This window comes from Janthinobacterium sp. BJB426, from assembly GCF_002735705.1.
Taxonomy (GTDB): Bacteria; Pseudomonadota; Gammaproteobacteria; order Burkholderiales; family Burkholderiaceae_D; genus Janthinobacterium.
Genome location: NZ_PDZL01000008.1, coordinates 16,889 through 29,416 on the forward strand (window position 1 = coordinate 16,889; position 12,528 = coordinate 29,416).

The 12,528-nt window shown below is 65.5% G+C and carries 9 protein-coding genes; 5 read left to right on the plus strand and 4 right to left on the minus strand.

Features of this window, described 5'->3' with window-relative positions; translation table 11 throughout:
- Positions 1–10 precede the first annotated feature (10 nt).
- The 3 genes from CSQ93_RS14535 (at position 11) to CSQ93_RS14545 (ending at position 5,273) form a co-directional block, all read left to right on the plus strand.
- Positions 11–2,680 carry a nitrate reductase gene (locus CSQ93_RS14535; protein WP_099378654.1) on the plus strand — a complete coding sequence of 890 codons (2,670 nt, stop codon included), beginning with the start codon at positions 11–13 and terminating at the stop codon, positions 2,678–2,680.
- Between the two features lie 62 nt (positions 2,681–2,742).
- A complete protein-coding gene (cysC, locus tag CSQ93_RS14540) occupies positions 2,743–3,273 on the plus strand; it encodes an adenylyl-sulfate kinase (RefSeq protein WP_099378655.1) in 531 nt (176 codons plus the stop codon).
- The gene (locus CSQ93_RS14545) at positions 3,270–5,273 is read left to right on the plus strand and encodes a diguanylate cyclase domain-containing protein (RefSeq protein WP_158301232.1); all 2,004 of its coding nucleotides are present in this window, start codon (positions 3,270–3,272) and stop codon (positions 5,271–5,273) included. The genes cysC and CSQ93_RS14545 overlap by 4 nt, the downstream gene beginning before the upstream one ends.
- Here the strand turns inward: CSQ93_RS14545 and CSQ93_RS14550 are convergent, their stop codons facing one another.
- The 4 genes from CSQ93_RS14550 to CSQ93_RS14565 form a co-directional block, all read right to left on the minus strand.
- Positions 5,274–6,194, minus strand: a complete 921-nt coding sequence (locus CSQ93_RS14550; protein ID WP_099378657.1) for a pyridoxal-phosphate dependent enzyme — start codon at positions 6,192–6,194, stop codon at positions 5,274–5,276.
- A 79-nt stretch (positions 6,195–6,273) separates the two neighbouring features.
- A complete protein-coding gene (locus CSQ93_RS14555; protein WP_099378658.1) occupies positions 6,274–7,794 on the minus strand; it encodes a SulP family inorganic anion transporter in 1,521 nt (506 codons plus the stop codon).
- A gap of 207 nt (positions 7,795–8,001) precedes the next feature.
- Complete coding sequence (locus CSQ93_RS14560; RefSeq protein WP_099378659.1) at positions 8,002–8,505, minus strand: MarR family winged helix-turn-helix transcriptional regulator; 504 nt, start codon at positions 8,503–8,505, stop codon at positions 8,002–8,004.
- A gap of 356 nt (positions 8,506–8,861) precedes the next feature.
- The gene (locus CSQ93_RS14565) at positions 8,862–9,620 is read right to left on the minus strand and encodes a DeoR/GlpR family DNA-binding transcription regulator (protein WP_185982124.1); all 759 of its coding nucleotides are present in this window, start codon (positions 9,618–9,620) and stop codon (positions 8,862–8,864) included.
- Positions 9,621–9,814: 194 nt separating this feature from the next.
- On the opposite strand from CSQ93_RS14565, the gene glpD reads away from it, so the two are divergent.
- Both glpD and CSQ93_RS14575 read left to right on the plus strand, forming a co-directional pair.
- Complete coding sequence (glpD, locus tag CSQ93_RS14570) at positions 9,815–11,359, plus strand: glycerol-3-phosphate dehydrogenase (RefSeq protein ID WP_233516187.1); 1,545 nt, start codon at positions 9,815–9,817, stop codon at positions 11,357–11,359.
- 74 nt (positions 11,360–11,433) lie between these two features.
- Positions 11,434–12,528 carry an ABC transporter ATP-binding protein gene (locus tag CSQ93_RS14575; protein ID WP_099378661.1) on the plus strand — a complete coding sequence of 365 codons (1,095 nt, stop codon included), beginning with the start codon at positions 11,434–11,436 and terminating at the stop codon, positions 12,526–12,528.

The following is a 12,528-nucleotide window of genomic DNA, read 5'->3' on the forward strand; positions in this document are numbered from 1 at the left end:
GGATACTTTCATGACTAGCTGCACGCCCGTGAAAACCACTTGCCCGTATTGCGGCGTCGGCTGCGGCGTGGAAGCAACGCGCCTGCCCGACGGCGCCATCCGCATCGCCGGCGACGCCGCGCACCCGGCCAACCAGGGCCGCCTGTGCGTGAAAGGCTCGGCCCTGGGTGACACCCTGGACTTGGACAAGCGCCTGCTGCAGCCGCAGGTGCGCGTCGATGGCGTCCTGCGGCGCGCTTCCTGGGATGTCGCGCTGGACCAGGTGGCCGGCGGCTTGCGCGCCATCATCGCCGAACACGGCCCCGACGCCGTGGCCCTGTATGTCTCGGGCCAGTTGCTGACGGAAGATTATTACGTCGCCAACAAATTCATGAAGGGCTATGTGGGCAGCGCGAATATCGACACCAATTCGCGCCTGTGCATGTCGTCGGCCGTGGCGGGCCACAAGCGCGCGTTTGGCGAGGATATCGTGCCGGGCTGCTATGACGACCTGGAACTGGCCGACATGGTGGTGCTGGTGGGCTCGAACACGGCCTGGTGCCACCCGATCCTGTTCCAGCGCATCACGCGTATCAAGGAAAGCCGGCCGCACATGAAACTGGTGGTGATCGACCCGCGCCGCACGGCCACCTGCGAGCTGGCCGACCTGCACCTGCCCGTGAAACCGGGCACCGACGTGTGGCTGTTCAACGGTTTGCTGTGCTATCTGGCGAAGGAGGGCGTGATCGCCGACGATTTCGTCACGCAGCACAGTTCGGGTCTCGACGAGACATTGGCAGCCGCCCACGTGGACTGCGGCGATCCCTTGCAGGTGGCGGCCATCTGCAAGGTCGACCCGCTTGCCTTGCTGGCGTTTTACCAGGCATTTGCTGCCACGCGCAAGGTGGTCACGGCCTTTTCGCAGGGTGTCAACCAGTCGTCCTCCGGCACGGACAAGGTCAACAGCATCATCAACTGCCATCTGGCGACGGGACGCATCGGCCAGCCCGGCATGGGGCCGTTTTCCCTCACGGGCCAGCCGAACGCCATGGGCGGGCGCGAAGTGGGCGGCCTGGCCAATATGCTGGCGGCGCACCTCGATCTCGACAAGCCGGCGCATCGCGAGGCCGTGCAAACCTTCTGGGACTCTCCGCGCATCGCCGACAAGCCTGGCCTGAAGGCGGTGGACCTGTTCCAGGCCATCGAGGCGGGTAAAGTCAAGGCCGTGTGGATCATTGCCACCAATCCGCTGGTCAGCATGCCGGACGCCGACCAGGTGCGCCGCGCGCTCGATAAATGCGAGCTGGTGGTGGTGTCGGACATCAGCGCCGGGTCGGACACGAACGCGCATGCCGATGTGCTGCTGCCGGCCCTGGGCTGGGGCGAAAAGGATGGCACGGTGACCAATTCCGAGCGGCGCATCTCGCGCCAGCGGGCGTTTCTGCCGGCACCCGGCGCAGCGCGCGCCGACTGGGACGTGCTGTGCGATGTGGCGCGGCGCATGGGCTTTGGCGGTTTTGACTTCACGTCGCCGCAGGCCATCTTCGATGAACATGCGCGCCTGTCCGCTTTCCGCAACGAGGCGGAAACGGCGCGCCTGTTCAACCTGTCGCACCTGGCGGCGCTGAGCGCTGCGCAATACGACGCCTTGCAACCGCAGCAGTGGCCGCAGGGCCAGGCGCGCCTGTTTGGCGATGGCCGCTTCGCGCATGCGGACGGCCGTGCGCGTTTCGTGCCGACGGCGCCGCGCGCGCCGCGCAACATGCCCGACGAAGACTATCCACTCATCCTGAATACGGGCCGGGTGCGCGACCAGTGGCATACGATGACGCGCACGGGCAAGGCGGCCAGGCTGTCGGGCCATATCGCCGAAGCCTTCATCGATCTCCACCCGCAGGATGCGCTGCTGTACAGCGTGCGCGAAGGCGAGCTGGCGCGCATTTCCAGCGCCTGGGGCGCGATGGTGGCGCGCGTCGTGCATGGCGGCGGCATCGCGCGCGGCCAGGTCTTCGTGCCGATCCACTGGAGCGACGCGAATGCGTCCGATGCGCGCGTGGGCGCCGTCGTCAACCCGGTCGTCGACCCTGTCTCGGGCGAACCGGAATTCAAGCATACCCCCGTGCGCATCGAGCAGTTCCGCGTGCACTGGCATGCGTTTGTCCTGAGCCGCACGCCCTTGGACCTGGACGGCGTGGCGCACTGGACGCGCATTCAGGGCGAGCAATTCCTGCGCTACGAACTGGCCGGCCGCCAGCGCATCGAAGACCTGGGCGCCTGGGCGCGCGCGCTGCTCGGCGTCACGGACGACAACGCCGACTGGCTCGATTATGCGGACGCCAGCGCCGGCGTGTACCGCGCCGTGCACCTGGACGAGGGGCGCATCGCGCAATGCGTGTATGTTTCGCCCCGTCCCGACCTGCCGTCGCGCAGCTGGCTGGCGGGCCTGTTCGCGCACGAGCAGCTCGATGCTGCCGACCGCGCAGGCGTGCTGCTGGGCCAGCCCATCGGCAAGGGCATGGATGCCGGCCCCACCGTGTGTTCGTGCTTTGGCGTGGGGCGCAACACCATTTGCGCGGCCATCGTGGAACAAAAGCTGACGACGACGGCGCAGGTGACGGCCTGCGTCAAGGCCGGCGGCAATTGCGGCTCCTGCGTGCCCGAGATACGACAATTGCTGCTGGAGGCGCGCAGCGCAGCCTGATAATCTGTCCTTTCCCGCGCGGCTTTGTTATATTGCCAGCTCTACAAGAGAGAGGCAGTGTAATGACAGCAGGACAACACGACACGGTCTGGCTGACGGGCTTGAGCGGCGCCGGCAAGACCAGTATCGCCCTGTCGCTGGCGCAGGCGCTCAAGGCGCAGGGCCGCGCCGTGACGGTGCTCGACGGCGACCAGCTGCGCCATGGCTTGAACCGCGACCTGGGTTTTACGCCCGAAGACCGGCATGAAAATATCCGCCGCACAGCCGAAGTGGCGCGCCTGATGAACGGGGCAGGCCTGACCGTCATCGCCGCCTTCATCTCCCCCTCCCGCGCTGACCGGGCCATGGCCGCCGCCATCATCGGTACGGCGCATTTCATCGAAGTCCACGTCAGCACGCCGCTGGCCGTGTGCGAGGAACGCGATGTCAAGGGCCTGTACGCGAAGGCGCGCGCGGGGCAGATCGCCGAATTCACGGGCGTGTCGGCCCCCTACGAAGCGCCGCTGGCGGCCGCGCTGACCCTGGATACGGGCACCCTGGCGCTGGAAGAGTCGGTCGAGCGTCTGTGCCGCCATTTGCAGCTGCGGCCGTGACGACCTGGCGCAAATGGCTGCGCCGGCACTTGCCCGCCAGTCTGAAGGCGCGCATGAGCGTCGTCGTCTTCCTGCTCGTGCTGGGCGCGGTCGCGTCGCTGGCGCTGGCCACCCTGGCCGTGGCCGAGCGCGGCATGCGCGACGTGACGGGGCGCCAGCAGTACGTCTCGCTGTCCAGCGCCGCCGTCTTCATCGATGAAGAACTTGACGCGAAGCGCAATGTGCTGCGCGCGATGGCAGACAGCCTGGCGGCCGGCGGCGCGCACGACGGCGCCAGCCTGCAGCGTTTCCTGGCCGCGCAAACGGTGCTGGGCAAGGAGTTTTATTCGGCCGGCGTGGTGGGCATCGACGGCGTTGTCCTGGCCAGCGTGAGTCCCTTCAAGCCGCAGGCGGGGCTGAACGTGAAGGGTCGTCCTTACTTTGAACAGACGCTGGCGACGCGGCGCTCGGTGATTTCCGCGCCGCTCAACGGCAGCATTTCCGGCATGCCCATCGTCGTGGTGACGCAGCCCGTGTTCGACGCGCAGGGCGGCGTGCGCTATGTGCTGGCGGCCAGCGTGAACCTGCGCCAGCCCGATTTCCTGGGCCGTCTCGGCGCGCTCAAGCCGGGTCCGGGCGGCTATCTGTACATCATGACCAGCACAGGCGTGATCGTCGAGCATCCCGACAAGTCGCGCATCATGCAGCATATCGAAGCGCATGGCCCCATCAGCGTACCCACGCGGCGCGCCATGCAGGGCTTCGAGGGCTGGCTGACGGGCACCACCACGCAAGGCGTCGATGCGCTGTTTGCCTACCACCGCATCGCCTCGACGGGCTGGATACTGGCGTCCGTCTATCCCATGAGCGACGCGTTCGCGCCGCTGCATGCCATCCGCAGCAAGATCCTGCTGGCCGCCGTGCTGCTGGCGGCGCTGGCGGGCCTGGCCGGCTGGCGCGTGGTGCTGCGCCTGTTGCAGCCTTTGGCGCGCTTGCGCCACCAGGTGCATGAGATTCGCCGTCATCGCCTGGGTATCGATGTGCTGCAAATCGAGCGGCGCGACGAGATCGGCGACTTGAGCCGCGACTTTTATTCGCTGGTGGCCGAGCGCGAAATCGCCGAGGCGCAGACGCGCGACAGCGAGCGGCGTTTGAAACTGCTGACGGACCATGTGCCCGTGGTGATCGTCTATATCGACCGCGAGCACCGCTACCAGTTCATCAACGCCACGTTCGAGAAATGGTTCGGCCGGTCGCAGCAGGAAAGCCTGATGCAGTCGATCCGCGAGGTGCTGGGCGAGGAAGCGTATCAAATGCGCGAAGCCTACCTGCGGCGCGCCTTTGCGGGCGAGGAGGTCGAATATGAATTCACCCTCGGCGGCGAGGGAGACACTGGCATGCGCGCCTTCCAGACCAGCTACGTGCCCGACGTGGGCGAGAGCGGCGCGGTGGAAGGCGTGTATGGCCTGATCCACGAAATCACCAAGACCAGGGCGGTGCACACGGCGCTGCAGTTTGCCGCCGCCACCGATACCCTGACGGGCATCGCCAACCGGCGCCGCTTCGACGAGCAGCTGGCGCAAAGCATGCAGCGCACGCGGATCGCGCGCGCGCCGATGGCGCTGGCCTATCTCGATATCGACCGTTTCAAGGCCATCAACGACAGCCTGGGACACAAGGCGGGCGACGAGGTGCTGAAGGAATTCGCCGCACGCCTGGTGCGCAGCGTGCGCGCCAGCGATCTGGTGGCGCGCCTGGCCGGCGATGAATTCGTGATTATTCTGGAAGGCGTGAACAGCGCGGCCGAAGTGCGCCAGATCGGCGCCAAGATCATCGACGCCATCCGCCAGCCCTTCGACCTGGCCAGCGGCCCGCTGCCGGTGACGACCAGCATCGGCATCGCCATCTTCCGTGAAGGCGCGCTGACGCCGGCGCAGTTGCTGGACCTGGCCGACCAGGCCCTGTATGCCGCCAAGGGGCAGGGCCGCGACGGCGTGGCGCTGCTCGAGGCGGCGCCTTAGCTACGACAGGGTGGTGCTCCAGTGGTCGAGCTGCTGCGTGGTGGCGGTCACGCCGCCGCAGACGATGACGAGCACCTTGCGGTAGGGCGCCAGGTCCGGCACCTTGCCGTAGACGGCCGCCAGCGCCGCGCCGCAGGCCGGCTCCACCACCAGGCGCTGGTCGGTGATAAAGCGCTGGCAGGCGTCGACGGCGGCACGGTCCGACACTACCACGCTGTGCAGCAGGCGCGTCTGGCTGATGGCAAACGCCTGCGCGCAGACCTGGCGCGCGGCCAGCGAGGTGGCGATGCTGCTCACGGCCGGCAGGGCCACGTGCTCGCGCGCGGCCACTGCGGCCGCCAGCGAGGCCGCGCCTTGCGTTTCCACGGCCACCAGCGCCACGTCATCCCAGCCATTGCGTTGCAAGCCTTCGGCCACGCCGGCCAGCAGGCCGCCGCCACCCACCGACAGCACCACGGCGTCCGGTTTCAGGCCCGCGCGCGCCACTTCATCGATCATGCCGGCGTGGCCCTGCCACAGCAGCGGGTCGTCGAACGGGTGCAAAAAGGCGTCTTGCGGCGTGAGCATGGACTGCGCCAGCGCGTTCGCTTCCTGCCACGCTGCGCCGTGCACGATGACTTCGGCGCCTTCCTGCGCGATCAGGGCCTTGGCCCGTTCGCTGGTGGTTTCCGGCACGACGACGATGACGGGAATGCCCAGCTGGCGGCCCGCATAGGCGACGGCGATGCCGGCATTGCCGCCGGAAGACGAGATGAAGCGGCTGGCGCCGCGCCGCGCGTATTCTTCGCAGGCGAGGCCGATGCCGCGGATCTTGAAGGAGCCGGGCGGCTGCAAGGCTTCGAGCTTGAGCCAGATGGCGCGTTCGCTGTGCAGGCTCAGGGCGCGCGAGTTGAGCAAGGGAGTTTCGATGTGCAGTGCCATGCATGTTCCTGGTAAACAGTCAGGCCAACATCATAGCCGAAGCGCCCGTGGCTAGGCCCCACGCTTGCCGGCGTGGCGCTTAATCGAGGCGGTTGTCGGCTACGCGGTAGTGTGGGTCTTCCCGGTCGTTGACTTCCACCATGGGGCGTGCCTTGCCCAGGATCGCCAGGCAGTCGGGGCTCAGGTGGCGCAGGTGCAGCGTCTTGCCCGCCTGCTGGTAGCGCTGCGCCAGCGCGTCGATCGCCTCGATGGCGGAATGGTCGACCACGCGCGCTCCCGCGAAATCGATCACCACGTGCTGCGGATCTTCTCTTGGCGTGAACAGGGCCGTGAAACTGGCCGTCGAGGCGAAGAACAGCGAGCCTTCCAGCAGATACACCTTCCAGCCACGTTCATCGGTGCCGGTGCGCACGGCGATCTGCCTGGCATGCTGCCACGCGAAGACGAGGGCGGCAAACACCACGCCGGCCAGCACTGCCACCGCCAGGTCCGTCAGCACGGTGATGACGGTCACGCCGACCACGGTGATGGCGTCGGCGCGGGGGATCTTGCGCAGGGTTTGCAGGCTGCCCCAGGCGAAGGTCTTGGCGCAGACGACAAACATCAGGCCCACCAGCGCGGCCAGCGGAATTTTCTCTATCCATGGCGACAGGAACAGGATAAAGCCCAGCAGCAGTACGCCGGCCACGATGCCCGACAGGCGCGAACGGGCGCCGTTGCCGATGTTGATCATGCTCTGGCCTATCATGGCGCAGCCGCCCATCGAGGCGAAGAAGCCGCTGACGATGTTGGCGAGTCCTTGCGCCAGGCTTTCGCGGTTCGGCTTGCCGCGCGTGTCGGTGATGCTGTCGATCAGGTTGAGGGTCAGCAGTGTCTCCAGCAAACCGATGGTGGCGAGGATCAGCGCATACGGGCCGATGATGGTCAGCGTCTCCAGCGTCAGCGGCACTTGTGGGAGGTGAAAGCGCGGCAGGCCGCCCGCGATCGATCCCATGTCGCCCACTGTCTTCGTTTCCAATCCACAGGCCCAGACCAGGCCGGCCACCAGCAGGATGGCTGCCAGCGAGGACGGGATGACGGTGGTCAGGCGCGGCAGCAGATAGATGACCAGCATGGTCACGGCCACCAGGCCCAGCATCAGGTAGAGGGGGGCGCCGCTGAGCCAGCTGAGCGCGCCGCTGGCGTCCAGCGTCTTGAAGTGGCCGAACTGTGCCATGAAGACGACGATGGCCAGGCCGTTGACGAAGCCCAGCATGACGGGGTGGGGCACCATGCGTATCAGCTTGCCAAGGCGGCAGGCCGCAAACAGTATTTGTAGCAGCCCCATCAGCACGACGGTGGCAAAAAGGTATTCGGCGCCATGGCTGACGACGAGACTGACCATCACCACGGCCAGCGCGCCGGTGGCGCCGGAAATCATGCCGGGTCTGCCGCCCAGCGCGGCCGTGATCAGGCACATGAAAAAGGCCGCATACAGGCCGGTGAGGGCACTGACATGGGCCAGCAGGGCGAAAGCGATCGCTTCCGGTACGAGGGCGAGGGCGACAGTGGCGCCGCTCAGGACATTGACCTTGATGTCGGCCGGGCTGAGTGTGGACATGGACTTCCAATGACAAATGCGGCGCAGCGCGTGCGCGCAGGAATACGGGCGCTGGCCGAAGGCGGCGCCGGGAACGGAGTGTGACAGGCTGGACGAAGGAAACTACATCGGTATGGGCTGTGCGAGTGAGCGGCAAGCCCTATTATTGCACAGGCAAGCGGGGCCGGTCACGGGGCCCGGGCTCGCCTGTGGCGCACGGTGGCGCAGTTAATTCAGGGGCGCGCTCTTGAGCTGATGCGTGCGCGCCACTTCCTTCATCGCTTCGAGCAGGTCGTCGCGCAGCTGGCGCGGCAGCTTGCCGAAGAATTCCTCGTCGTTCTGGTCGGCCATCCCGGCCAGCACGGGCACCAGCGCTTCGCCTTCCGTGGTCAGCTCGATCGAATGCTGGCGGCGGTCGGCCAGCAGGATCGACTTGCTGACCATGCCCTTGCTTTCCAGGCGGTCGATCAATTTCGAGACGGCGCCCTTGCTCATGCCGGACACTTGCGCCAGCACCGTGGGCGAGGTGCAGCCCAGGCGGAACATTTCGCGCAGCACCACCCATTCGGACACCGTCACGCCATTGGCTTCGGCTTTTTTCTGGAAGCTGTGGGAAACGTGGTTGGAAACGAATCGCAGCCAGTAACCGAGATGGGCTTCCAGCTCGCTGACGGGGAGGCTGTTGGGGTGGGCGGCTTGCGGCATGGCGGCCGTTTCAAAATTATGGCTCATTTCTTTTCCTTCACTGGGCGGCGTTGCCGGCATGGTTAAGGCCTTCACGCTTGCTGTCGAGTGGTTTGTTTGGGAACAATCATCGTGCTTGAGGTAGTTTTAACACTGTTTTCACAGGAAATCACTTGCCGGCAAAGAGTTTTTCCTTTTTTCTTGCTCTGAATAGATAAAAAGCAATAACAAGCCAATAATCGTATTGCCGGAGAGGAAGATTAAAAAAATAACTCTTGTTGCATCAATGGTAACATCATTTTTGCCGAATTGATAAATATTTCATATCATTTCTGTGTGCTTGCCCACACATGACGTATTGCCCGCGCGACAGTGCGAGGTTTTCTTGCAGAAATGTGGCCCGCTCAGCCCAGCACCACCTTCACGCCCGCTTCGCGCAATACTTCGGCAAAGCGGGGCGGCGGCGGCGCATCCGTAAACAAGATGTCGACTTGCGCCAGGTCGGCCAGCCGCACCAGCGCCTTGCGGCCGAATTTATGCTGGTCGGCCACCAGCCACACTTCGCGCGACTGCTCGATGATGGCTTGCGCCACCTTCACTTCGCGCGCATCGAAGTCGCGCAGGCTGCCGTCTTCGTCGATGCTGGAAATGCCGATGATGCCGATGTCGACCTTGAACTGGCGGATGAAGTCGATGGTGGCTTCGCCGACGATGCCGCGGTCGCGCCCGCGCACCACGCCGCCGGCCACGATGACTTCGCAGGCGGCGTTGTCGGCCAGGATGGCGGCCACGTTCAGGTTGTTCGTCACCACGTGCAAGCCCGTGTGCCGGCCCAGCGCGCGCGCCACTTCCTCGGTCGTCGTGCCGATATTGATCAGCAGTGAACAGCCGTGCGGCACTTGCGCGGCGACGGCGGCGGCGATGCGCCGCTTGGCGTCGCTGTTGAACACTTGCCGCTGGCTGTAATCGATGTTTTCCACGGACGAAGGCAAGCCGACGCCGCCGTGGTAGCGGGCCAGCAGGCGCGCTTCTTCCATCTGCTTGACATCGCGGCGCACGGTTTGCGGCGTCACGTCCAGCTGCTGGGCCAGCTCTTCGACGGACATGGTGACCTTCTGGCGCACCACTTCGAGCAGGCGGCGCTGGCGGGGATTCAAAATCATGGGCTTGTCTCTTTAAAAATCACAAACGAACAAAAACGAACAAATAGTGATAAAAATATGTTGCTATCGATTCGCAATCTGGCGTATCTTATCCATATTACATTCGAATTACATCTGTATTGATCTTAACGACAGTCGCCGGCGATGCCTAGTCTTTCCTCGCCAGCCTTTCCCCCGACAGACACGGAGTCCCGATGGCCGCAGCACAGCAAGGTGTGGAGACAGCGATGGCATGCGATGTGCTGGTGGTCGGTGGCGGCATCAATGGCGCCGGCATCGCGCGCGACGCGGCGGGCCGGGGCCTGTCCGTGTTGCTGTGCGAAAAGGATGACCTGGCAGCGCATACCTCGTCGGCCTCCACCAAGCTGATACACGGCGGCCTGCGCTACCTCGAATACTATGAATTCGGCCTCGTGCGCAAGGCGCTGATCGAGCGCGAAGTGCTGCTGCGCTCGGCGCCGCACATCATGTGGCCGCTGCGCTTCGTCATGCCGCACGCCAAGGGCCAGCGCCCGGCCTGGCTGATACGCGCCGGCCTGTTCCTTTACGACATGCTGGCGAAGCGGGAAATCCTGCCGGCCTCCAGCGGCATCGACCTGACCCGCCACGCGGCCGGACAACCGTTAAAACCCGAGTTCAAGCGCGGCTTCGTGTATTCCGACGGCTGGGTCGACGATGCGCGCCTGGTGGTGCTCAACGCCATCGACGCGGCGGACAAGGGCGCGCACGTGCTGACGCAGACGCGCTGCACTATGCTGGCGCGCGAAGGTGACGCTTGGCTGGCGACCTTGCAGCACGCCAACGGCAGGCAGACGACCGTGCGGGCGCGCAGCGTCGTCAATGCGGCCGGGCCGTGGACGGCCGAGTTTCTGCAGCAGGCGGCGCCCGGTGGACAGGGCCGCCATTTGCGCCTGATCAAGGGCAGCCATATCGTCGTCAAGCGCCTGTTCGCGCATGATCACGCCTACATCTTCCAGCATCCGGACGGGCGCATCGTGTTTGCCATTCCGTATGAGCATGATTTCACCCTGATCGGCACCACCGACCTCGACTACCAAGGCGACCGTGGCAAGGTGGAAATCGACGACGAGGAAATTCGTTACTTGTGCGAGCTTTCCAGTTACTATTTCAGCAAGCCAATCTTGCCGGCCGATGTGGTGTGGACGTATGCGGGCGTGCGTCCGCTGGTGGAAGACGCGGCGGCCGACGCCAAGGCCGTCACGCGCGATTACCGCTTCGAGCTGGACCGGGAAGGTGCGCCGCTGCTGAGTGTTTTCGGCGGCAAGATCACCACGTTTCGCAAGCTGGCCGAGGAAGCGATGGACATGCTGGCGCCCTTGCTGGGCAATACGCTGCCGGCCTGGACAGCCAGCGCCTGCCTGCCTGGCGGCGACGTGTATGGCGCCGTGCCGCAGAACCGGTCCGTGCGCGAGTTCGGCCAGTTCGTGCAAGGCTTGCAGCGTGAGTATGCGTGGCTGCCGGCGGGGCTGGTGGCGCGCTATGCACGCGCCTACGGCACGCGCATCCACGTGCTGCTCGCCGGGCGGGCGGACGTGGCGGCCATGGGTGAGGAAATCGCCGCCGGCCTGTACGCGGCGGAAGTTGACTATGTGCGGCGCCATGAATGGGCCGTCAGCGCGGCCGACATCCTGTGGCGGCGCTCGAAGCTGGGCCTGCACCTGCCGCGCGAGACGGCGGACAGGCTCGATGCCTGGCTGTTGCAACACCCTTTGCCGTAAGCATAAAACGTAGGCGACCGCGCCCCGCAGAGGGTGCGGCGAAAAATAAGAAACCATCACTGGAGGAGAAGCGCGTGCAACTGGTACTGGACAAGATCAGCAGGAAGCAGGGGGCTGACGACTTTTTATATCCGATGTCGCTGGCCTTGGTGCCGGGCGCCATCAACGTCTTGCTGGGCACCACGCGTGCCGGCAAGACGACCCTGATGCGCGTGATGGCGGGCCTGGACAAGCCCAGCGGGGGCACCGTGACGGCCGATGGCGTCGATGTGACGGGCGTGCCCGTCAGCAAACGCAACCTGGCCATGGTGTACCAGCAATTCATCAACTATCCGGCCTTCACCGTCTACGACAATATCGCTTCGCCCTTGCGCTTGCGCAAGGAACCCGAGGAACAGATACGCACCAAGGTGCTGGCGCTGGCCGAGCGCCTGCACATCACGCCCTACCTGCAGCGCACGCCCGGAGAATTGTCCGGCGGACAGCAGCAGCGCACGGCGCTGGGGCGCGCGCTGATCAAGGATGCGTCCCTGCTGCTGCTTGACGAACCTTTGGTGAATCTCGACTACAAACTGCGCGAGGAATTGCGCCGCGAATTGACGGAACTGTTTTCCAGCGGCAGCACGACGGTCGTGTATGCGACCACGGAACCGCTGGAAGCGCTGCAGCTGGGCGGCCACGTGGCCGTGCTGCACGAGGGACGCTTGCTGCAGCAGGGGCCGACCCTGGACGTCTTCAACGCCCCCAACTCCATCGACGTGGCGCGCACCTTCAGCGACCCGCCCATCAACCTGATCCCCGCGCGCGTGGATGCGCACGGCGTGGCGCAGGCGGCCGACGGCCTGTCGATACACCTGAGCGGCGCACAGCGCGCCCGCCTGGGCGACAGCACGGAGGTGATCCTCGGCGTGCGCGCACACAGCCTGCATCTGTCGCCGCAGTCCGATGGCGACGTGCCCATCGCGGCACAGGTGGACCTGGCGGAAATCAGCGGTTCGGAAACCTATGTGCATGCGCGCCGTGGCGACCTGGCGCTGGTGGCGCAGCTCGGTGGCGTGCACAACCTGGAAATCGGCAGCGCCTGCACCGTGTATTGCCAGCCGCACGCCTTGCTGATCTTCGCGCAAGACGGCGGGCTGCTGTTTGCTCCTGTGCAAGGAGGGGTGTGA